Source organism: Mesorhizobium sp. BHbdii, assembly GCF_053848045.1.
In genome coordinates this window covers 226154-248800 of the sequence record NZ_JBSPKX010000002.1, presented here as the reverse complement: position 1 = coordinate 248800, position 22647 = coordinate 226154, and the positions used below count along the sequence as shown (strand labels likewise).

The 22647-nt window shown below is 63.8% G+C and carries 15 protein-coding genes and 3 pseudogenes; 14 read left to right on the top strand and 4 right to left on the bottom strand.

From position 1 onward, the window contains the following. Nucleotides 1–89: 89 nt before the first annotated feature. Together arfB and ACWTU8_RS13860 are read right to left on the bottom strand one after the other, a co-directional pair. The gene (gene arfB, locus ACWTU8_RS13865) at nucleotides 90–527 is read right to left on the bottom strand and encodes an alternative ribosome rescue aminoacyl-tRNA hydrolase ArfB (RefSeq protein ID WP_455848607.1); all 438 of its coding nucleotides are present in this window, start codon (nucleotides 525–527) and stop codon (nucleotides 90–92) included. A 105-nt stretch (nucleotides 528–632) separates the two neighbouring features. Next, nucleotides 633–2243 (bottom strand): phosphoenolpyruvate carboxykinase, encoded by a 1611-nt coding sequence (locus ACWTU8_RS13860; RefSeq protein ID WP_455848606.1) that lies wholly within the window; start codon nucleotides 2241–2243, stop codon nucleotides 633–635. Between the two features lie 346 nt (nucleotides 2244–2589). On the opposite strand from ACWTU8_RS13860, the gene ACWTU8_RS13855 reads away from it, so the two are divergent. The 9 genes and pseudogenes from ACWTU8_RS13855 to ACWTU8_RS13815 all read left to right on the top strand — a co-directional run. Continuing rightward, a complete protein-coding gene (locus ACWTU8_RS13855; RefSeq protein ID WP_065011523.1) occupies nucleotides 2590–3291 on the top strand; it encodes a response regulator transcription factor in 702 nt (233 codons plus the stop codon). An 84-nt stretch (nucleotides 3292–3375) separates the two neighbouring features. Next, entirely contained in the window at nucleotides 3376–5157 is a 1782-nt protein-coding gene (locus tag ACWTU8_RS13850) for a stimulus-sensing domain-containing protein (RefSeq protein WP_455848605.1), read from the top strand. A gap of 115 nt (nucleotides 5158–5272) precedes the next feature. Continuing rightward, nucleotides 5273–5734: an HPr kinase/phosphorylase gene (locus ACWTU8_RS13845; RefSeq protein WP_127211913.1), complete on the top strand. Its 462-nt coding sequence runs from the start codon at nucleotides 5273–5275 to the stop codon at nucleotides 5732–5734. Between the two features lie 164 nt (nucleotides 5735–5898). Beyond that, nucleotides 5899–6300 carry a PTS sugar transporter subunit IIA gene (locus tag ACWTU8_RS13840; protein WP_029347440.1) on the top strand — a complete coding sequence of 134 codons (402 nt, stop codon included), beginning with the start codon at nucleotides 5899–5901 and terminating at the stop codon, nucleotides 6298–6300. Then, entirely contained in the window at nucleotides 6297–6593 is a 297-nt protein-coding gene (locus ACWTU8_RS13835; protein WP_455848604.1) for an HPr family phosphocarrier protein, read from the top strand. The genes ACWTU8_RS13840 and ACWTU8_RS13835 overlap by 4 nt, the downstream gene beginning before the upstream one ends. A 252-nt stretch (nucleotides 6594–6845) precedes the next feature. After that, entirely contained in the window at nucleotides 6846–8246 is a 1401-nt protein-coding gene (gene ahcY / locus ACWTU8_RS13830) for an adenosylhomocysteinase (RefSeq protein ID WP_455848603.1), read from the top strand. Between the two features lie 188 nt (nucleotides 8247–8434). Continuing rightward, nucleotides 8435–10999, top strand: coding sequence for an ATP-binding protein (locus ACWTU8_RS13825; protein WP_455848602.1), 2565 nt, complete (start codon nucleotides 8435–8437; stop codon nucleotides 10997–10999). Between the two features lie 8 nt (nucleotides 11000–11007). Then, nucleotides 11008–12519 (top strand): tRNA (adenosine(37)-N6)-threonylcarbamoyltransferase complex ATPase subunit type 1 TsaE, encoded by a 1512-nt coding sequence (gene tsaE / locus ACWTU8_RS13820; RefSeq protein WP_455848601.1) that lies wholly within the window; start codon nucleotides 11008–11010, stop codon nucleotides 12517–12519. Next, nucleotides 12516–13238, top strand: a pseudogene (locus ACWTU8_RS13815) (nucleotidyltransferase family protein); the annotation flags it as partial. The gene tsaE and the pseudogene ACWTU8_RS13815, both read left to right, overlap by 4 nt. Here the strand turns inward: ACWTU8_RS13815 and ACWTU8_RS13810 are convergent. Next, nucleotides 13236–13280: pseudogene (locus ACWTU8_RS13810) on the bottom strand (hypothetical protein); the annotation flags it as partial. The pseudogenes ACWTU8_RS13815 and ACWTU8_RS13810 sit on opposite strands and share 3 nt — an antisense overlap. 23 nt (nucleotides 13281–13303) lie before the next feature. Between ACWTU8_RS13810 and addB the strand changes: the two are divergent. The 5 genes and pseudogenes from addB to ACWTU8_RS13785 form a co-directional block, all read left to right on the top strand. Beyond that, a complete protein-coding gene (gene addB, locus ACWTU8_RS13805; protein WP_455848600.1) occupies nucleotides 13304–16423 on the top strand; it encodes a double-strand break repair protein AddB in 3120 nt (1039 codons plus the stop codon). Then, nucleotides 16420–19932, top strand: coding sequence for a double-strand break repair helicase AddA (gene addA, locus ACWTU8_RS13800; protein ID WP_455848599.1), 3513 nt, complete (start codon nucleotides 16420–16422; stop codon nucleotides 19930–19932). Before addB ends, addA begins: the two co-directional genes overlap by 4 nt. Nucleotides 19933–20006: 74 nt before the next feature. Then, on the top strand, nucleotides 20007–20330 hold the full coding sequence (gene trxA / locus ACWTU8_RS13795; RefSeq protein WP_027152031.1) for a thioredoxin: 324 nt from the start codon (nucleotides 20007–20009) through the stop codon (nucleotides 20328–20330). A gap of 228 nt (nucleotides 20331–20558) precedes the next feature. Then, nucleotides 20559–20840: a cupin domain-containing protein gene (locus tag ACWTU8_RS13790; RefSeq protein WP_065011517.1), complete on the top strand. Its 282-nt coding sequence runs from the start codon at nucleotides 20559–20561 to the stop codon at nucleotides 20838–20840. A 24-nt stretch (nucleotides 20841–20864) separates the two neighbouring features. Further along, a pseudogene (locus ACWTU8_RS13785) lies at nucleotides 20865–21083 on the top strand (RES domain-containing protein); the annotation flags it as partial. 152 nt (nucleotides 21084–21235) lie between these two features. Here ACWTU8_RS13785 and ACWTU8_RS13780 read toward each other — a convergent pair. Then, nucleotides 21236–22561, bottom strand: a complete 1326-nt coding sequence (locus ACWTU8_RS13780; RefSeq protein WP_455848598.1) for a bifunctional folylpolyglutamate synthase/dihydrofolate synthase — start codon at nucleotides 22559–22561, stop codon at nucleotides 21236–21238. Between the last annotated feature and the right edge of the window lie 86 nt (nucleotides 22562–22647).

Here is a 22647-nt window from a genome sequence, read left to right as displayed (position 1 = left end):
GCCCGAAAAGTGGAGTCGATTTTCGAAAAGCACGATGTGGATACAAAATGTCAGACGTATTTTGTGCGTCCAAGGGGACGCACGTCGCTCTAATCGTCGTCCACCCGGCCGCGCAATTTCTTGATTGTGCCGCGCCCAGCCTTGGTCTTCAGCCGCCTTTCGATCGCGCCTTTCGACGGCCTCGTCTTCTTGCGCGGTGGCGGCGGCGGTTCGGCGGCCGTGGCGACCAGTTCCGCAAGCCGCGCCCGGGCGTCCGCCCGGTTCTGCTCTTGCGTGCGGAAGCGTCCGGCCTCGATGACGATGACGCCATCCTTGGTGGCGCGCTGGCCGGCCAGCTTTATGGTTCGCTCGCGGACGCGCTCCGACAGGCCCGGCGCATTCGCCGCATCGAAGCGCAATTGCACCGCCGTCGCCACCTTGTTGACGTTTTGGCCGCCAGGGCCCGACGAGCGGATGAAGTCCTCGTGCAGGTCATCCGCATGGATCACCGCATCGTCGGCAATGATGATCTTGTCGTCGGCGTTCATGCCGCAGTCATGGCGCGGCAAACGAAAAAAGAAAAGGGCCGATCCCCGGGTCGGGCCTTCCCGATCCCGGTCCCGGCCTTGAGGCACAGAGTACCCAGCAGGTAATTATTCCGCAGCTTCGCGCATGCGCGGCGCGGCGCCGAGCACAATGGCGTCGACATGAGGTTCGAATTTTTCGAAATTGATGGCGAACATGCCCACCAGCCTCGCCGCCTGCAGGTCATAGGCTGAGGTATCGGCCCATGTCGATCTCGGATCGAGAATGGCGCGGTCGACGCCCGCAACCGCCACCGGCACATCGAAGCCAAAATTCGCGTCGGTGCGGTAGTCGGCCGTCTTCAGCGAGCCGTCGAGTGCCGCGGCAAGCAGCGCTCGCGTCGCCTTGATCGGCATCCGCTTGCCGGTGCCGTACGCGCCGCCGGTCCAGCCGGTGTTGACCAGCCAGCAATCGACACCGTGATGGGCGATCAGTTCGCGCAGCAGATTGCCGTATTCCGACGGATGGCGCGGCATGAACGGTGCGCCGAAACAGGTCGAAAACGTCGCTTCGGGTTCGGTGACGCCCTTTTCGGTCCCAGCCACCTTGGCGGTGTAGCCGGAGAGGAAATGGTACATCGCCTGCGCCGGGGTCAGCCGTGCGATCGGCGGCATCACGCCGAATGCGTCGGCGGTCAGCATGATGATGTTTTTCGGGTGACCGGCGCGGCCCGTCTTGCTGGCGTTGGGGATGAAATGGAGCGGATAGGCGCAGCGCGTGTTTTCGGTGAGACTGCCGTCGTCGAAATCCGGCACGCGGCCCGCATCGAGAACCACATTCTCCAGCACCGTGCCGAAGCGTTGGGTGGTGGCGAAGATCTCCGGCTCGGCTTCTGCCGAAAGCTTTATCGTCTTGGCATAGCAGCCGCCTTCGAAATTGAAGATGCCATGCGGACCCCAGCCGTGCTCGTCGTCGCCGACCAGCGTGCGCGACGGATCGGCCGACAGTGTCGTCTTGCCGGTTCCCGAGAGGCCGAAGAAGATGGCCGCATCTCCGCCGGCGCCTTCATTGGCCGAGCAATGCATCGGCATCACGCCCTTGGCCGGCAACAGATAGTTGAGCACGGTGAACACCGACTTCTTCATTTCGCCGGCATAGGAGGTGCCGCCGATCAGCACGATCATGCGCGACAGATCGACGGCGATCACCGTTTCGGTGCAGGTGCCGTGGCGAACCGGATCGGCGCGGAACGACGGAAGGTCGATGATCGTCATGTCAGGCACAAAATGCTCGAGCTCGGCGGCTTCCGGGCGAATGAGCAGATTGCGGATGAACAAGGAATGCCAGGCAAGCTCCGTGACAACCCTGGTCGTCAGCTTCAAGTCCTCATCGGCGCCGCCGACCAGGTCCTGCACATAAAGATCCTTGTCTGCTGCATGGGCGCGAAAATCGGCGAGCAGCGTTTCGAACTGGGCCGACGACATCGCCTTGTTGTTGTCCCACCATACATGCGGCCCGGTGGTCTCGTCGCGCACGACGAATTTGTCCTTGGGCGAGCGGCCGGTGTGCTGCCCGGTCTCGGCGACCAGTGCGCCATGCGCGGTGAGCCGGGCCTCGCCGCGGCGTACCGCTTCCTCGTAAAGGGCGGCTTCGCCGAAATTATAGCGCACCGCGGCCGTGGTCTTTAGGCCGATCCGATCGATCGCCCATGCGGGATTGCGTTTGCCGGCTTCCGACATGAGGGGGTTCCTTCTTCGATTTGCAGCATCCTGGCCGGCGAATTTCCGGAGCCCCGACCAAGGAGACTGTAACGGTGACAACCAGAAAAGCCAAATGATATCAAATAATTAATCGATTTAAATATTTTGAAAGTTGTTTAAATCGTTTATATGTGCAAAAAATCAGGCGGTTGCCCAAAGGATTGGCAGTCTTTAACAGTCCAATCCATGTTGAGGTGAAATCGTGGCCGCCGGCATGCCGCTCGTGACAGCGGACGAAGCCTGTGCCACATTTTGTACCTAATTTGTCCTGCAAAAGGCCCCTTCTCGACCAAAGAAGGGACAGCTCATGAGGGAGCCACTTGAAATGGCAACAATCGCGCTTGTCGACGACGACCGCAACATTCTGACTTCGGTGTCGATCGCCCTCGAATCGGAGGGGTATCGCGTCGAAACCTACACGGATGGGGCGTCGGCGCTGGAAGGTCTGGCGGCGCGCCCGCCGAATCTCGCCATCCTCGACATCAAGATGCCGCGCATGGACGGCATGGAGCTTCTGCGCCGGATGCGCCAGAAATCCGACCTGCCGGTGATCTTCCTGACGTCCAAGGATGACGAGATCGATGAGCTTTTCGGCCTCAAGATGGGCGCCGACGACTTCATCCGTAAACCCTTCTCGCAGCGTCTTCTGGTCGAGCGGGTTCGCGCCGTGCTGCGCCGTGCCAGCGCCCGCGAGGCATCGGCCAAGACGCCGAGCCAGCAGGCCCGTTCGCTCGAGCGCGGCCAGCTTGTCATGGATCAGGAGCGTCACACCTGTACCTGGAAAGGCGAGCCGGTGACGCTTACCGTCACCGAATTCCTGATCCTGCATTCTCTGGCCCAACGTCCCGGTGTGGTAAAAAGCCGTGATGCGCTGATGGATTCGGCCTATGATGAGCAGGTCTATGTCGATGACCGCACCATCGACAGTCACATCAAGCGGCTTCGCAAGAAGTTCAAGGCCGTCGATGATGACTTCGAGATGATCGAAACCCTTTACGGAGTCGGATATCGGTTCCGCGAAGCATGAATTGATGCATGTCGCCGAAAAGTGGTCCCGGTTTTGGGACAACGACATGCTCAAAACTAAAGACTGAGCGGGGGCTGCTATTCGATGGCAGTGGACGTAGAGCGAGTGAGACGGACGGGCGCCCGGCGCCCGTCGCGGATTCTGCCGGCACTCCTGTCGAAAATCACGGTGCCAATGCGCCGCTTCCTCGGCCACCATATCTTTTCCAGCCTGACGCGGCGCATTCTCTTCCTCAACCTCGCCGGCCTGGCCGTCCTGGTCACCGGCATCCTCTACCTCAACACGTTTCGCGACGGGCTGATCGACGCCCGCGTCGAAAGCCTGATGACCCAGGGCGAGATCATCGCCGGGGCGATCGCGGCATCGGCGACGGTCGAGACCGATTCGATCAGCATCGATCCGGAAAAGCTGCTTGAACTGCAGGCCGGCGAAAGCCTGGGCCCCGGCTCCGATCAGCTCGACAATCTGGATTTTCCGATCAATCCGGAGCGCGTCGCGCCGGTGCTCAGGCGGTTGATTTCGCCGACGCGGACGCGCGCCCGCATCTACGACCGGGACGCCAATCTGCTGCTCGATTCGCGCCACCTCTATTCGCGCGGCCAGATCCTTCGCTACGATCTGCCGCCGACCGACAAGGAAGAGCCCGACCTTCTCGAACGTATTCAGAAATTCGTCTTCGACTTCTTCCGCAACACCGCGCTGCCGGTCTACCATGAACAGCCGGGCGGCAATGGCGCTGCATTTCCGGAGGTGGTCAAGGCGCTTACCGGCAGCCCGTCGACCATCGTGCGGATCTCCGAACAGGGCGAGCAGATTGTTTCGGTCGCCGTGCCGATCCAGCGCTTCCGCGCCGTCCTCGGCGTGCTGATGCTGTCGACGGAAGGCGGCGACATCGACAAGATCGTCGCGGCCGAGCGCAAGGCGATCCTGCGCGTCTTCGGCATCGCCGCCCTTGTCACCGCGATCCTGTCGATGCTGCTCGCCTCGACCATCGCCAACCCGCTGCGCCGGCTGTCGGCGGCGGCGGTCAGGGTCCGGCGCGGCGTCAAGAATCGCGAGGAAATCCCGGACTTCTCCGACCGGCAGGACGAGATCGGCAATCTGTCGATCGCCGTGCGCGACATGACCAATGCGCTCTACGCCCGCATAGAGGCGATCGAAAGTTTCGCGGCTGACGTCTCGCACGAATTGAAGAACCCGCTGACCTCGCTGCGCAGCGCGGTGGAGACCCTGCCGCTGGCCAAGAACGACACGTCGCGCGGCCGGCTGATGGAGATCATCCAGCACGACGTCAGGCGGCTGGACCGTCTCATCACCGACATTTCCGACGCCTCCCGTCTTGACGCCGAGCTCGCGCGGGAAGACGCAGGAACCGTGGATCTCAAGAAATTCATCACGGATCTGGTCGACGTTTCGCGCACGGCCACGCGCAACAAGAAGACGGTCGACATCGAATTCAAGGTCGCCAAACTGCCGCAGGGCGTAAAAGGCTATTTCGTCGCCGGCCATGATCTGAGGATCGGCCAGGTCATCACCAATCTGATCGAGAATGCCCGCTCCTTCGTTCCTGAAGAGCGCGGCCACATCGCTATATCTCTGGCGCGCGCCGGCAAGGTCAACATCATCACCGTCGACGACAATGGTCCCGGTATCAGGGCCGACAACATCGACCGCATCTTCGAACGCTTCTACACCGACCGGCCGGCCGGCGAGGCGTTCGGCCAGAACTCAGGCCTTGGCCTGTCGATCAGCAGGCAGATCGTCGAAGCCCATGGCGGCACGCTGACCGCCGAGAACATTCCGGGCACCAAACCCGGCGAGATCAAGGGCGCGCGCTTCGTCGTGACACTGCCGGCCGAAGGCTGACGCATGATCCCAAAAAGTGGCACCGGTTTCGGACAAGATCATGCGTAAACCAAAAAGCATGACTCCGAAAAGTGGGTCCGCAGCGAAAAGTGGGAACCGGGTTTCGGACAAGATCATGCCTGATCCAACTGTGCAGGCCGAGAACATTCACGGCACGGCGATCCTGATCGGCGAGCGTGGTGTCCTTATCACGGGACCGTCCGGCTCGGGCAAGACGACGCTGGCGCTCGCCCTCATCGATCATTGTCGCCAGCATGGATTGTTTTCGCGGCTGATCGGCGACGACAGGCTCCTCGCTGCCGATCACGCGGGGCGGCTGGTCTGTCGGGTGCCCGCTCCCATCGCCGGCCTCGCCGAGGTGCCCGGATTCGGTCCGCGGCCATTGTCGTTCGAGCCCGGCGGCGTGATCGATCTTCATGTCCGGCTGGTGCCGGCAACCGAGATGGCCCGCTTCCAGGACGATGTCACCGAGCCTATAGCCGGCTGCCCGGTGCCGAGTATTGATCTTGCCGAACGCAATGTTCCGGCGGCCTCGCCGGCCGTGATGGCGCGGCTGCTGATTGCGCCTTTCGTATAATCCGATTTCGAATTGTTGCTGCAATGCGTCAAAATGGCCTGTGCCTGTGCAATTTTGGGCTTGTCAACGCGCCTCGCGTCGACAAGATAGCGCTCCCGCCGCCTGAAATGGGCCGGCGAGCATGAAACGCCTATGAAGCGGCGATGGACGGGAGCCACCAAAGAATGATCGGACTCGTGCTTGTAACGCACGGTCAACTGGCCGCCGAATTCCGGCATGCCGTGGAACATGTCGTCGGGCCACAAGACAGTTTCGAGACCGTGGCGATCGGCGCCGATGACGATATGGAGCAGCGCCGCAGCGACATCGTCGATGCCGTTGCCCGTGTCGACACCGGGGCGGGCGTCATCGTTTTGACCGATATGTTCGGCGGAACGCCCTCCAATCTCGCCATTTCGGTGATGGAATCCGGTCGTACCGAAGTCATTGCCGGCATGAACCTGCCGATGCTGATCAAGCTGTCCAGCATTCGCAAGGGCGACAATATGAGCGCAGCACTGGACGAGGCGCAGGCGGCCGGCCGCAAATACATCAATGTCGCCAGCCAGCTTCTGAGCAGCAAATGAACGCGCTGTCGGCCAAGAAGAGTGACATCGTCCGGGAATTTCCAATCGTCAACCAGCGTGGCCTGCATGCCCGCGCCTCGGCGAAGTTCGTTCAGGTCGCCAGCGGCTTCGACGCCTCCGTCCAGGTCGAGAAGGACGGCGTCACGGTTGGCGGCACCTCGATCATGGGCCTCATGATGCTGGCGGCGAGCCCCGGCTATTCGATCCGCGTCACCGCCAGCGGCCCGGAGGCCGAGCAGGTGATCCACGCGCTGGAGCAACTGGTCGCCTCCCGCTTCGGCGAGGAGTCCTGACGCCCTGAGCGCCGCGCCTCATTTTGGACGCGCAAAGGACGCTTTAGCACTTTGAATTTGCGCATCGTGCTTCCGGAAACCAATTCCGGTTTCGGACCGAGGCCTCTCCGTAGACATGCACGGATAAAGATTTCTTTATATCCCATTGTCGTCAGACCGACGATCTGCTAGTCAGGCCGGCAACTCGGCGCCCTTCGACACGCCTTCCGGCGTGGGCGCATCCCGAAGACAATTCTTGATCGGAGCACTGCCATGACGGGTAGCAATGACTATGTGGTCGCCGACATCTCGCTTGCCGGCTGGGGCCGCAAGGAGATCGAGATCGCCGAAACCGAAATGCCGGGCCTGATGGCCTGCCGCGAGGAATTCGGCAAGGCGCAGCCGCTCAAGGGCGCGCGCATCACCGGCTCGCTGCACATGACCATCCAGACGGCCGTGCTGATCGAAACGCTGAAGGCGCTCGGCGCCGATATCCGCTGGGCCTCCTGCAACATCTTCTCGACCCAGGACCATGCGGCCGCGGCCATCGCCGAGGCCGGCATTCCGGTCTTCGCCGTCAAGGGCGAGACGCTCGAGGATTACTGGGTCTACACCGACAAGATCTTCCAGTGGGCCGATGGCGGCACCTCCAACATGATCCTCGACGATGGCGGCGACGCCACCATGTACATCCTGATCGGTGCGCGCGCCGAAGCCGGCGAGGATGTGCTCTCCAATCCGGGCAGCGAGGAGGAAGAAATCCTGTTTGCCCAGATCAAGAAGCGCATGGCGGCATCGCCCGGTTTCTTCACCAAGCAGAAGGAAGCGATCCGCGGCGTCACTGAAGAGACGACGACCGGCGTCAACCGGCTCTATCAGTTGCAGAAGAAGGGCCTGCTGCCGTTCCCGGCGATCAACGTCAACGATAGCGTGACCAAGTCGAAATTCGACAACAAATATGGCTGCAAGGAATCGCTGGTCGACGGCATTCGCCGCGGCACCGACACGATGATGGCCGGCAAGGTTGCGGTCGTCTGCGGCTATGGCGACGTCGGCAAGGGCTCTTCGGCGTCGCTCAAGGGCGCCGGCGCCCGCGTCAAGGTCACCGAAGTCGATCCGATCTGCGCATTGCAGGCGGCGATGGACGGTTTCGAAGTCGTCACGCTCGAAGATGCCGCCCCGACCGCCGACATCATCATCACCACCACCGGCAACAAGGATGTCGTCACCATCGACCACATGCGGGCGATGAAGGACATGGTGATCGTCGGCAATATCGGCCACTTCGACAACGAGATCCAGGTGGCGTCGCTGCGCAATCTGAAGTGGACCAACATTAAGCCGCAGGTCGACATGATCACCTTCCCGGACGGCAAGCGGATGATCCTCTTGTCGGAAGGCCGCCTGCTCAATCTCGGCAACGCGACCGGCCATCCGAGCTTCGTCATGTCGGCGTCCTTCACCAACCAGGTGCTGGCCCAGATCGAGCTGTACAGCAAGCCCGGCCAGTATCAGAACCAGGTCTATGTCCTGCCGAAGCATCTCGATGAAAAGGTCGCGCGCCTGCATCTCGACAAGCTCGGCGCCCGGCTCACCGAGTTGTCCGGCGAACAGGCTGCCTATATCGGCGTGACCCCGCAGGGACCGTTCAAGCCGGAACACTATCGCTATTAACCACAGCGGAAATTACCACTAGATATTGAGGTCGGGCGATTGACTTTTCGCCCGGCTTTATTTTTGCGCTGATTGATTCTTCACGCCGATTCGCGCAAGCGCTATGGTGCTGATTCGCGGGGTCGGGGACGAGGGCCGACGCCCGCATCAGGGCGGTCTTGCATTCAGGCGGCGAAGAGGACCAGGACATGCCGGGGGATTACCCGCCTTGCGCGGGACAGGCCGTTTCCGGCGGCCACAACGATTCGGTGACCACGGGTTCCGCTGTCAGAGGCGGGAGCCTCTTATGGCGCGCTGGCAGCCGCGTCGGAAAATTGCTTGCTTCTTCCGCGCTCGCCGGTCCGCTGCTTGGCCTTTCGGCACATGCTGGACCCGCTGCTGCGTCCAAAGCCGGGCTGTCGGTCAGCACCGTCGAGGTCATGCAACTCGCGATGTTTGTCGGCGTCATGGGCGCGGCACTTGTCTCAGCCATTTTCCTGATCCGCGAACGAGCGCGCACCTCGGCGCAGAATGTCGAACTCAGAGCCCGCTTGGCCGACGTCAACGCTGCGCTGCAACGCTCCGAGGCGCTGCTCAATCTGCGCGGCCAGCGTGTCGTCGTATGGGCCTCGGAAAACAAGAGGCCTGAGCTCGTCGGGACATTGCCGGTTGAAAGCGGCGCTCCGGAAGACCGTGCCGCCTTCCTCGCCTTCGGCCGTTGGCTGATGCCGCGCTCGGCGGCGGCGCTCGAAAATGCCGTGGCGGGGCTGCGGGAAAAGGCGAAGCCGTTCGATCTCGTCCTTGAATCGCAGGCCGGTGCGCCGCTCGAAGTGCACGGGCGCAAGGGCGCAGCACACGTGGTCGTCCGTTTCGTCTCGCTTTCAGAAACGCAGCGAAGCGAGGCCAGGCTGAAAATCGAGAACCAGCGTCTCGCCGCCGACTATGACACCATGCTCGGCCTTCTCAACGCACTCAGCATGCCAGCATGGCTGCGCACGGCGAACGGGCAGCTGAAATGGGTCAACCGCGCCTATGCCAAGGCGGTCGAGGCGGAAAACGCCGAAACGGCGGTTCGCGATGCGAAGGAATTCTTGGGTAGCCAGGCGCGCGATGCGATCGCTGCACAGCACAAGTCGCATCCCGTCTTCGAGCAGGCGCTTTCCACTGTGATCGAAGGCGACCGCCGCATGTTCGCCGTGACCGACTTCGCCGGCGCGGACGGTTCGGCGGGTCTTGCCTGCGACACCAGCGCCATCGAAACCATCCGTAACGAATATGAGCGGACCGTGCGGAGCCACGCCGACACGCTCGATCAGCTCAACACCGCCGTGGCGATTTTCGATACCGACGAAAAGCTGCGGTTTTTCAACCAGGCGTTCCAGAAACTATGGGGTCTCGACAGCGGCTTCCTGCACAGTGCTCCCGACAACGCTTTGCTGCTCGACCGGCTGCGCAGCGAAGGCAAGATCGCCGAGCAGCCCGAATGGCGGCGCTGGAAGGAAAGCCTGCTTGGCGCCTATCGCGCGGTCGAGTCGCAGGAACATTGGTGGCATCTGCCGGACGGCAAGACCATCCGCGTCGTCGCCAATCCGCAGCCTAAGGGCGGCGTGACCTGGGTGTTCGAGAACCTGACCGAGAAGATGGACCTGGAAAGCCGCTACCAGACCGCGGTGCGGGTTCAGGGCGAGACGCTCGACAATCTTGCCGAGGGCGTGGCCGTGTTCGGCCCGGACGGAAGGCTCAGATTGTCGAACCCGGCATTCGCAGCACTTTGGGGGCTGGACGCCGACGCCGCCAAGCCAAACGTTCACGTCTCCACGATCCGCGATCTGTGCGACCGGCGTGCGCCGGACAGCCCCTGGCGCGGGTTCGTTGCCGCCATCACCGGTTTCGACGACGAGCGCCGCGACCGCCACGGCCAGACCGAGCTGAACAACGGCACCGTGCTGCGCTACGCGATGATCCCGCTGCCCAACGGGCAGGTGATGATGACCTTCGTCGACGTCACCGACAGCGTCAATGTCGAGCGTGCGCTGAAGGACAAGAACGAGGCGCTGGAAAAATCCGACCAGCTCAAGAACGAGTTCGTGCAGCACGTCTCCTACGAATTGCGCTCGCCGCTGACCAACATCATCGGCTTCACCGAGCTTCTTTCGCTGCCGTCGACCGGGCCATTGAGCCAGAAGCAGCGCGAATATGTTGAGCATGTCAGCTCGTCTTCCTCGGTTCTGCTCACCATCGTCAACGACATCCTCGACCTGGCGACCGTGGATGCCGGGATCATGGAGCTCGATATCTCCGAAGTTCACGTCGATCGGACCATCGCTGCCGCTGCCGAGCTTGTCTCCGAACGGCTGGAGGAGCATGCAATCAGGCTCAAGGTCGATGCGGCCACTGCGCCGAAGACGTTCCACGGCGACGAAATCCGCATCCGCCAGATCCTCTACAATCTGCTGAGCAATGCCGCGAACTACGCTCCGGAGGCGAGCACCGTCACGCTCGCCTGCCGCTCGCTTGCCGAAGGCGTGGAATTCTCCGTTCACGACGACGGTCCCGGCATGCCGCCGGACCTGCTCGATTCTGTGTTCCGGCGTTTCGAACCGCGCACCAATGGCGGCCGCCGGCGCGGCGCCGGCCTCGGCCTGTCGATCGTCAAGAGCTTTGTCGAGTTGCATGGTGGCAGCGTCCGCATCGAGACCGGCAAGGACATGGGCACAACCGTCATTTGTGCCTTTCCCGACACGCCGTCCGGCATCCGCGCGGCGGCCGAGTAGCGCGCTCGATGGCAGGCGTGGTGCTGGAGCGTTTTCTCGCCGACGAGGCTGCGACCGCAAGGCTGGGCGAGGATCTGGCCATGTCGCTGCGCCCCGGCGACGTGCTGGCGCTCAAAGGCGATCTCGGCGCCGGCAAGTCGAGTTTGGCGCGGGCGCTGATCAGGGCAATGACCGACGATGCCGGTCTCGACGTGCCGAGCCCGACCTTCACGCTCGTCCAGAGCTATGAGGCGCGTATTCCCGTCCATCATTTCGACCTCTATCGCCTGTCCTCGGCGTCCGAACTGGACGAACTGGGTTTTGACGAGGCGCTGGCGCAAGGCGCTGCCCTGGTCGAATGGCCGGAACAGGCAGAGGCCTATTTGCCAAAGACTTCGGTGCTGATCGAACTCGTCCATCAGAACGACGGACGCCTGGCGAGATTGTCGGGACAAGGCGCTGCCTTCGAGCGTGCGGCGCGATCGCTGGCCATGCGCGATTTTCTGGAAAGAGCCGGCTGGGGTGAAGCGCAGAGACGCTATTTTATCGGCGACGCCTCGGCCCGTTCCTATGAGATCGTCTCGCTGGCCGGCCTGCCGCCCCGCGTGCTGATGAACTCGCCGCGGCTGGTGCTCGGGCCGCCGGTCCGCGACGGCAGGCCCTATGCTGTGATCGCCCACACCGCGCAATCGGTCTCGGCCTTCGTCGCCATCGACCGGGCATTGCTGGCCGGTGGCGTCAGCGCCCCGGAGGTCCACGCCCAGGACCTGGACCAGGGCTTTCTTCTGCTCGAGCATCTCGGCTCGGAGGGATTTCTCGGCCAGCAGGGTCAGCCGGTGGCGGAGCGCTACGCGGCGGCGGCCGAACTGCTCGCCATGATGCATGGCAAGGCATGGCCCGATCGCATCGAGGTCGCGCCCGGCGTCTTTCACGACGTGCCGCCTTTCGACCGCGACGCCATGATGATCGAAGCCGAATTGCTGGTCGACTGGTATGTGCCGGCGATATCAGGCGGCCCGGCAAGCGATGCCTTGCGCGCCGGCTATAACAGGGAATGGAATGCGGTCCTCAACCGGCTGGAAGGGCGCGAATACACGCTTATGCTGCGCGACTTTCATTCGCCGAACATCATCTGGCGCGGCGAGCGTACCGGTCACGATCGCCTCGGCATCGTCGATGTCCAGGACGCGCTGATCGGCCCGTCCGCCTATGATCTCGCCTCGCTGGCCATGGATGCCCGCGTTACGATCCCGCCTGAGATCGAGCGGCGGACGCTCGATGCCTATATCGCCGCGCGCCATAAGGCTGGCGCTTTCAACGAAGACGAATTCGTCGAAACCTATGCGATCATGGCGGCGCAGCGCAATTCGAAGATTCTCGGCATTTTCGTCCGGCTCGAAAAGCGCGACGGCAAGCCTTATTATCTTAAGCACCTGCCGCGCATTCGCGACTATCTTCGGCGGGCGCTGGCGCATCCAGGACTGGCTGCCCTGCGGGATTTCTATACAGCCCACGGCCTACTGGAGGAACGGTCGCTATGACGGCACGCCCCAAGATCGCAATGGTGCTTGCCGCCGGGCTGGGAAAGCGCATGCGGCCAATCACCGACACAATGCCAAAACCGCTGGTCAAGATATCAGGCAAGACATTGCTCGACTGGAGCCTGGACAGCCTGGCCCGCGCGGGCGTTGAAAAGGCCATGGTCAACGTCCATTATTTTCCCGAACAGATCGTCGCCCACGTCGCCGCGCGCCGCGCCCCGAAAGTCGCCATTTCCGATGAAAGCGAAAGACTGCTCGATTCCGCCGGCGGCATCGTCCATGCTTTGCCGGAACTGGGAGGGGCTCCCTTTTACATCGTCAACGCCGACACCTTCTGGATCGACAGCGGCGAGCCCAACCTTGCCCGCCTCGCCCTTGCGTGGGACGCGGCGAAAATGGATATTCTGTTGATGCTCGCGGATCCCCAGTCAGCAACCGGACACAGCGGCGGCACCGATTTCCTGATGTCGCCTGACGGCGCCTTGCGGCGTTCGAAAGGCGACCCGACAGGCCTGATCTATGCCGGTGCGGCGATCGTCCATCCCAGGCTTTTCAAGGATGCGCCGGCCGGGCCGCATTCGCTCAACGCCTATTTCGATGCGGCCATCTCTGCGGGTCGCCTGTTCGGCATGGTGATGCAGGGCCATTGGATCACAGTTGGCACGCCCGACGCCATTCCGCTTGCGGAAGCGGCCGTCGCCGCCGCTCTTGCTGAGTCACCCAGCGCTTTTAGCGAGTTGACCAGCGCCATCACTGAGTTGACCAGCGCCATCACTGAGTTGAAATGAGCGGCTCCCGCCGCGTTTTCTCGATCCCGCCCGGAGCGCCGTTTCTGCCGACGCTGGCCGAGGCCCTGCTGTCGGGTCGGCTCGTTCCCGGTTTCCGCTTCGACGGCGACCCGCTGGCGCTGGCCGACGCCACCATCTACGTGCCGACGCGCCGCGCCGCGCGGGCGCTGCGCGGCGTTTTCGTCGACCGTCTGGGCAGCCGCTCGGCGATCCTGCCGGTGATCCGCCCGCTCGGCGAGTTCGACGAGGACGAGGCCGCGTTCGAGGCCGACGCATCGGCCGCCATTGACCTCGCGCCGCCGATCGCCGCAATCGAGCGGCTGCTGCTGCTGGCGCCGCTGGTTCGCGCCTGGAAACGCCGCCTGCCGGCGCATGTCGCGGCACTTTTCGACGAGGAGATCGTCGTGCCGGCCTCCGCCGCCGACGCCATCTGGCTGGCGCGCGATCTGGCCCGGCTGATGGACGAGATCGAGACGGAAGGTACGGACTGGACCAAGCTCGCCGATCTGGTGACCGGCAACCTCGCCGGCTGGTGGCAAGTGACGCTCGACTTCCTGAGCATCGTCACCGAAAACTGGCCGAATCTCCTCGAAGAACGCAACCGCTCCAACCCGGCCGCGCATCGCAATGCCCTGATAAGGCTGGAAGCAGCACGGCTGAAGCGCAATCCGCCGGCCGGACCGGTGATCGCCGCCGGCTCCACGGGTTCCATTCCCGCCACCGCCGAACTGCTTGCCGTGATCGCCGGCCTGCCCAGCGGCGCCGTCGTGCTGCCCGGCCTCGACCTGATGCTGGATGAGCCGTCTTTCGCAGCGATCGCCGCACCTGGCGCCCGGCCGGCCTTGCTTGGCCACCCGCAATACGGCCTGGCAAAACTGATCGGCAAGATCGGCGTGCTACGCGGCGATGTCGGGGAGATCGCCGTTGCCGAAAGGCCGCTCGCGCTGCGCGCCGCACTTGTCGGCGAGGCGCTGCGGCCGGCCGAGACCACCGAGCTGTGGGCCGAGACGCGCGCCCGCTTTACGGCCGGCGGTATTACCGAGGCCTTTGCCGACGTGACGCTACTCGAAGCCGCCGGCGAGCGCGACGAAGCGGTGGCTATCGCCGTCTCGCTCAAACGCGCCGTCGAACAGCCCGGCCAGCGCGCCGCACTCGTCACCGGCGACCGCGCTTTGGCGCGGCGTGTCTCAGTCGAGCTCTTGCGGTTTGGTGTCGTCGCCGACGATTCGGGCGGCACCCCGCTCATCAACACGCCAGCCGCCGGCCTGCTCAGGCTGGCGCTTCAGGCCGCGTTCCGGCCCGGCGACCCGGTCGCTCTGCTGTCGCTGCTCAAGCACCCGCTGCTTGGCCTCGGCCTGAAACGCACAAGCGTCCGTCACGCGGCGGAGATCGTCGAACTGGTGGCGCTGCGCGGCGGCACCGGCCGCCCCGACGTCGCCTCGCTGCCGGTGCTATTCGAGGCCCGCCTCACCGGCCTGGGCAGCACCCGGCCGCCCTTCTGGTTTTCCCGCCTGACTGTGCGAAACATCGAGCGCGCCCGCGAATTGCTCGTTCGCCTTGCCGATGCTCTGGCGCCGCTAACCGCCTTTCGCAGTCAAGCCGAAGCCGATCTTGCCGAATTGACCCGGGCCAGCGTCGTCGCGCTCGAAAGTCTTGGCCGCACCGCGGATGGCAGCCTAAGCGAGCTCTATGCCGGGGATGCCGGCGAAAAGTTCGCCGAGCTCTTGCGCGGGCTAATCGCCGCCTCGGCGTCGCTCTCCTTCGCGGCGGACGAATGGCCCGACGTGATGGAGGCGCTGATTGCGCCCGAAACCGTCAAGCCGGCTCAAGGGACCGACAGGAACATCGCCATCTGGGGTGCGCTGGAAGGCCGGTTGCAGAGCGTCGACACGCTGGTCGTCGGCGGGCTTAACGAAGGCGTATGGCCGCGCAAGCCGGAGAGCGACCGCTTCATGTCGCGACTGATGAAGACCGGCATCGATCTCGAACCGCCCGAACGGCGCATCGGCCTGGCTGCCCATGACTTCCAGATGGCGATGGGAGTGAAGAAAGTGGTGTTGGCGCGCTCCGCCCGCTCCGGCGACGCGCCGGCGGTGCCATCGCGCTGGCTGCAGCGCCTCCTGACGTTCATAGGTAAGGACCATGCGGCGGTGCTTCGTCGGCGTGGTGATGAATTTCTGTCCTGGGCCCGTGCGCTCGATGCCGGCGAAAGGAGAGATTTCGCGCCGCGACCGCAGCCGAAGCCGCCGCAGGCTGTGCGGCCGCAACATTTCTCGGTCACCGAGATCGAGACGCTGCGGCGCGACCCTTATGCGATCTATGCCAGGAGGATCCTCGGCCTGATGCCGCTCGATCCGGTCATCCGCGACCCGGGCGCCGCCGAGCGTGGCACGCTGTTTCACGCCATCCTGCATCTCTTTTCTCGGACAGTGGCCGACCCGCTTGTGCCGGAGGCGCTGGCCGGTCTTATCGCCGCCGGCCGCGCATGCTTTGCCGAGGCGGCCCTTCCTCCCGATGTCGAGGCGGTGTGGTGGCCGCGCTTCGAAAAGCTCGCCGCCGGCATCATCGAATGGGAACGCGGCCGCGCCTTTGCCGTGACAATGCGACATGCCGAAGTGCGCGCCGAGAAAACCGGCGTCGGCCAGTCGGGCGTGACGCTGTCCGGCTACGCCGATCGTGTCGATCTCCTGGCCGGCGGCATGGCCGACATCCTGGACTACAAGACCGGCTCCTCGCCATCCAAGGCGCAGGCCCATACGCTGCTTTCGCCGCAATTGGCGCTTGAGGGCGCGCTGCTCAGGCGCAGCGCCTTCAAGGGGCTTGGCGCGCGCGAGCCGTCGCAGCTGGCCTTCATCAGGCTGAAACCGAACGGCGAGGTGTTCGAGGAATCCATCCTCGAATACAACCGCAAGCCGCGAACCGCCGCCGATCTTGCCGAGGAGGCCTGGGCACGGCTCGAAAAACTGCTGATCCACTATGCCGACCCGACGACAGGCTATCTGTCGCGCGCGCTGCCGTTCCGCGAGGGCGAGACCGATGGCGACTACGATCATCTCGCCCGCGTGCTCGAATGGTCTGCCGGCGGCGACGCCGACGACGAGGGAGGGGAGGCATGAAGAAGGCCTATCCAATCCCGACCGATACCGCCGCCAGCCAGGCCAGCGCCTCCGACCCGCAAAATTCCGCCTGGGTTTCGGCCAATGCCGGATCCGGCAAGACCCATGTGCTGGCCCAGCGCGTCATCCGGCTCTTGTTGCGCGGCACCGATCCGTCGAAGATCCTGTGCCTGACCTACACCCGCGCCGCAGCCGCCAATATGTCGAACCGGGTGTTTTCGACGCTGTCGGAATGGACGGCACTTGGCGTCGTCGAACTGGCGGCAAGGGTTGAAGCGCTGGACGGTCGCCAGCCCGATCGCGAAACCATGCGCCGCGCGCGCAGGCTGTTCGCCGAGGCGCTCGAGACACCGGGCGGGCTGAAGATCCAGACCATCCACGCCTTCTGCGAATCGGTGCTGCACCAGTTTCCGCTGGAGGCCAACATACCGGCCCATTTCGAAATGCTTGATCCGCAGATGGAGGCGTCGCTCTTCGCCGCCGCCCGCCGCGACATGATCTCGGGCACTGCCGCCGGCGATGCGGGGCTGGCCGAGGCTTTCGCCGCCATTCTGGAACGCGGCGGCGAACATGGGCTCGACGCCTTGCTGGCCGAGATTGTGCGCAAGCGCGACGGCTTGCGCGCCTTCATCAGCGCTGCCGGCGGTGATAGCTTCCGGGCGCTGTTCGACGAGTTTAGGTTTCGCCCCGGCCAGACCGCCGAAGGCCTGGCGGCGTCCGTCTGGCCGCTGCCGGGCTTCCTGCCGGACTATTTCGTCACCTTTGCCCGCGCTGCCGAAGCCGCCGATGCCCGCATCGTGCTGAACAATTTGCTGCCCTACGCCCATCTTGCCTTCGCCGAGGATGATCCGGTTCGCCGGCTGCAATTGCTGGCAAAAGCCTTCCTGCGGGCGGATGGCGAGCCTTATGAGCCGGCAAAGACGTTCAAGAAGGCGTTGCTCGACCGATTGCCGGATCTTGCCGAGCGCTATCTCTCGGCGGCCGATGCCATCCTCGAAATCTCCGACCGGCTGGCCTTGTTCAGGATGGTCGAGGGCACACGTGCCGCGCTGACCATCGCCGACTGGCTGATCGCCCGCTACGAGCGTTTGAAGCGCGCGCGCGGCTTCCTGGACTTCAACGACCTCATCACCCGAACGGTCAATCTCCTGGCGCGGCCCGATGCCGGTCCATGGGTTCAATACAAGCTCGACCAAGGCATCGACCATATCCTGCTAGACGAGGCGCAGGACACCAGTCCCGACCAATGGGAGGTGGTGAAGCGGCTGGCCGAGGAATTCTTTGCAGGGCTCGGCGCGCGCGACACGGTTCACCGCACGGTCTTTGCCGTCGGCGACGAAAAACAGTCGATCTATTCCTTTCAAGGAGCGGCGCCCGACTCCTTCGCCGACTCAAGGCTGCTGTTTGCCGGAAAGGTGCGCGACGCCAACGCCGCCTTCGCCGATCTCAAGCTGACCTGGTCGTTCCGCTCGACCGACGACGTGCTTGCGGCGGTGGACCGTGTCTTTGCCGACCCGGTCGTGCGGCGCGGCATCAGCCACGATCCCGACCCGCTGAACCACAAGGCGATCCGCACCGATGCGCCGGGCTATGTCGAGGTCTGGCCGTCGATCGGTGCCGACGTCGTTGACGAGCCCGACGACTGGACGCAGGCCGTCGACCACGCTCATGCGCCGGCGGTGCGTGTTGCCGAAAACGTCGCGGCGACCATTGCCGGCTGGATCGGCGCCGGCGAAATCATCGAAGGCCGCGGCAAGAAGCTTCGGCCAGGCGACGTGCTGGTGCTGGTGCGCAAGCGCGATCGCTTCGTCCATGCGCTGACGCGCGCACTGAAGCGCCGCGAAATCCCTGTTGCCGGCGCCGACCGGCTCAGCCTGCCCGGCCATATTGCGGTAAAGGACCTGATCGCACTCGGCCACTTTCTCGTCCAGCCTGAGGACGATCTGTCGCTTGCAGCCGTGCTGCGCAGCCCGATTTTCGATGTTTCGGAAGCGACGCTTTTCGCGCTTGCCGGCGAGCGGCCGTCCGACCTCTCGTTGATCGCCTCGCTCAGGCAGCATGCCGGTGAAAGCGCTGCCTTGGCCGCAATCGCTGCCCAACTCGACACTTGGTCCGATGAAGCCGCATTCAAGCCGGTGTTCGAATTCTATGCCGGGGCTCTCGCCCGCGACGGGCTGCGCAAGAAGATGATCGCGCGGCTCGGGCCAGAGGCCGGCGACATTCTCGACGAGTTCCTGAGCTTCTGCCTGGCCGAGGAACGGACCGGCCTGCCGGGACTGGAATCCTTCCTGTCGACGCTGGAAAATGCCGGCCCCGAGATCAAGCGTGAAATGGATCAGACCCGCGACGAGGTTCGCGTCATGACCGTGCATGCCGCCAAGGGCCTGGAGGCGCCTGTCGTGTTCCTGGTCGATGGCGGTTCCGCCCCGTTCAGCGACCAGCATCTGCCGCGACTGATGCCGTTCGAAGGCTCGGGCGACCATTGGGACGGCAAGGGCTATCTCTGGCGCTCGGCCAGCGATGTCGCCAATGGATTTTCGCGGGCCGCTTCGGTCCGCGCTCGCGAGCTGGCAGACGACGAATACCGCCGGCTGCTCTATGTCGGCATGACCCGGGCCGAGGACCGGCTGATCGTCTGCGGCTATCACGGCAAGCGGGCACCAAACGCCGGCACTTGGCATTCGATTGTCAGCCGCGCGCTGGTCGGCGCCCCCGAAAGTGCTGAGCGGCAGCACCCCGCCACCGGCGAGACCGTGCATCGGTTTCACGTGACAAAATTGCCGCCGGTCGGACATGCGGCTGCCGAAGAGGCGCGGCAGACGACACAGTTCGAGCCGTTGCCGAAGAGCCTGTTCCAGCCTTTGCCGCCCTTCGAGGATCTGCCGCGGCCGCTGTCGCCGTCCGGCGCCTCGGCGCTGATCGACGAGGCCAAGCAAGCGGTGACCGACACCGGCTCGCCGGTGCTGGACACCGAGGCGGAGCCTGGCTTTGCCGTGATGCGGGGGCTGGCGCTGCACAAGTTGCTGCAGATGCTGCCGGGCATTGCGGAGGCCGAACGCCGCGATGCCGCGGAACGCTATCTCAAGCGCGCCGGCGCGCAGTGGCCAGAAACCGAGCGCGACAAGGCCTTGGCCTCGGTGGCGACGATCCTTGCCGACAGCCGTTTCGATCAGCTGTTTGCGCCCAATTCACGCGCTGAAGTCGCGGTCATGGGCAGCCTCGAGGTCAAGGGCAAGCTGCGCTCGATCTCCGGCAAGATCGACCGGCTGGCGGTCACGCCAGGCAGGGTGTCGATCGTCGACTACAAGACCAATAGGCCGGCGCCTGCAGCCTTGGCGGACATTCCATCGGCCTATGTCCTGCAACTCGCGCTCTATCGCGCGCTGCTCCAGCCGCTTTATCCCGAGCATGAGGTCTCGGCGGCGCTGCTGTTCACTGAAGCGCCGCGATTGATCGAGCTGCCGCCGGCGGTCATGGACGACGCTCTTGCCCGACTCACGGGAGCGTGACACAACAGCTGCTTGAAGAAGGGCGCGATCACCACCACATTTGGTGCGACAATAACTCACGAAAGGATTTTCGCATGGCCACCGTCAAGGTCGACAAGAGCAATTTCCAGACCGACGTGCTTGACGCCAAGGAGCCGGTCGTCGTCGATTTCTGGGCGGAGTGGTGCGGCCCCTGCAAGATGATCGCGCCGGCGCTGGAAGACATTGCCATTGAACTCGGCAGCAAGGTCAAGATCGCCAAGCTCAACATTGACGAGAATCCCGAGCTTGCGGCGCAGTTCGGCGTGCGCTCGATCCCGACGCTGATGATTTTCAAGGGCGGCGAAATGGCCGACATGAAGGTCGGCGCCGCACCGAAGACGGCGCTGTCGCACTGGATCAACGGCAATCTCGCCTGATCCGACCCTGAATCTCTGCAATCAAGCCCGGCCTCGCGCCGGGCTTTTTTTGTTGGCGTTATTCACAGCGCCGCGCGTCCCTCTTGGACGCGCAAAGGACGCTGTAGAACTCGATCTTGCGCATGACCCCGGAAATCGAATCCGATTTTCTGGGTCATGCGCTGGTCCGCCCTGGCACTCGCCACTTGCGGCCCCATGTTCTTGTCTGGCTTAAAGCAGGAGAACGACATGACCGGATCCGCCAAGGCCACCGTCTTCATCGACAATGAGCGCGTTATCGTCACCGAATACCGCTTCGCGCCGGGCGACAACACCGGCTGGCATCGTCATGGCCATGATTACGTGATCGTGCCGCTGATGGACGGCAAGCTCAAGCTCCTGACCAAGGACGGCGAATCCTTCGCCGAAATGAAGAAGGGAGCGCCCTATTTCCGCAAGGAGGGCGTGGAGCATGACGTCATCAATGCCAATGAGGGCGAGTATGCCTTCATCGAGATCGAGCTGAAGTAACGCGGGAGCAGGCCCTCGCAACATCTTGCCGACAGCGCATGGCGGGATCAGATGCAGGCAAGCGGAGAATCAAGAACGCAGGCTTTGACGCGCCGATTGATCGCGAAGGGCTATCCAGCCATGCTTGTTCGCAGCTTTGCGGCCGGCGCTGTCGAGACGGATCTCAACCTCGTTCTATGGAAATGGGGCGATGATCCTCCGTGGCGGCTCGCGCCGATCGACGACGAAGGCAGGCTGTCGTGAGAAGCGCAATGACTTGGCAATCGCTCCCGCGTTCGAGAGCGTTCAGCTTTCGATAGAACCACCGAACCGCTCTAAGTATTTGTTTTACGCAATTCCGGACGGAAACCGCGAATTGTTCTGGCCTCTTGGTACCGGAGGTCCGGCAGAATAGATCAGGTCGGCGGTGTGCCGTTTTCGGCCAGCACCGCGCCGGCCAGATAGAGCGAGCCGCTGATCAGGATGCGCGGCGGCGGTCCGTCCCATGTGTCGCGCAGCAGCATCAGCGCATTGGCGACGGAACTCACCGGTTCGGCCGACAGGCCGGCCTCGACGGCGCGGATCGCCAGTTCGTCATTCGGCACGCTGGCCTCGCTGAGGCTCACAGGCACCGTGTAGACATGCCGCACCAGCCCCTTGAAGGCGCTGAAATAGCCGCTCTGGTCTTTGGTGTTGATCATGCCGGAAATCAGGAACAGCGGCCGCGGGTTCTTTTCCTCCTGCTCGGCAAGTGCTTCGGCGACGACCACGCCGGCGCCCGGATTGTGGCCGCCGTCGAGCCAGATGTCGGCGCCCTTCGGCGCCAGTTCCGTCAACCTGCCTTGCGGCAATTTCTGCATCCGCCCCGGCCAGGTGACATTGGCCATCGCCTTGTCGGCGACGCGATGGCTGATCTCGAAGCCCGCCGCCTTGACCGCCGCAATCGCTGCCGCCGCGTTGGCGAACTGGTGGCGCCCTGGCAGCCGCGGCGGCGACAGGTCCATCAGCCCGTCTTCGTCCTGATAGACCATCCGGCCGTTTTCCTCGAAGGCGAGGAAATCCTGGCCATAGACGAAGGCGGGACAGTCGAGCCGCTCGGCGGTTTCGATAAGCACCTGCAGCGCCGTTTCGCTTTCCTGCGCGCCGATGACCACCGGGCAACCGCCCTTGATGATGCCGGCTTTTTCGGCGGCGATCAGTTCGACACGGTCGCCGAGAAAGGATTCGTGGTCGAGCGAGACCGGCATGATCACCGACACCGCCGGCTCGCTGATGACATTGGTGGCATCGAAGCGGCCGCCAAGGCCGACCTCGATGATGACGGCATCTGCCGGATATTCGGAAAACAGCAGGAAGGTGACGGCGGTGAGGATTTCGAAGACGGTGATCTTCTGGCCTTCATTGGCTTTGGCGACGCGGGCGATGGCGTCGGCGAAGACCTTATCCTCGACCAGCCTGCCGCCGCCGTCGGCGGCCAGCCGGTAGCGCTCATGCCAGTTCACCAGATGCGGCGATGTGTGGACATGGACGCGGTGGCCGGATACTTCCAGCAGCGCCCGCGAAAACGCGGCGCAGGAGCCCTTGCCGTTGGTGCCGGCGATGTGGATGACCGGCGGCAGATGGTCCTGCGGATTGCCCAGCCGCTCCAGCAGCCGAGAAATGCGGTCGAGCGAAAGATCGAAGCCCTTCGGATGAAGCGACATCAGGCTTTCGATTTCGCGGTCGGCGGCAAGCGTGGTCATGGGAGAATCCTAGCGCATGACCCCGAAAATCGAAATCGATTTTCGGAAAGGATCATGCGCGAATCAAGATGCTACAGCGCCACAGA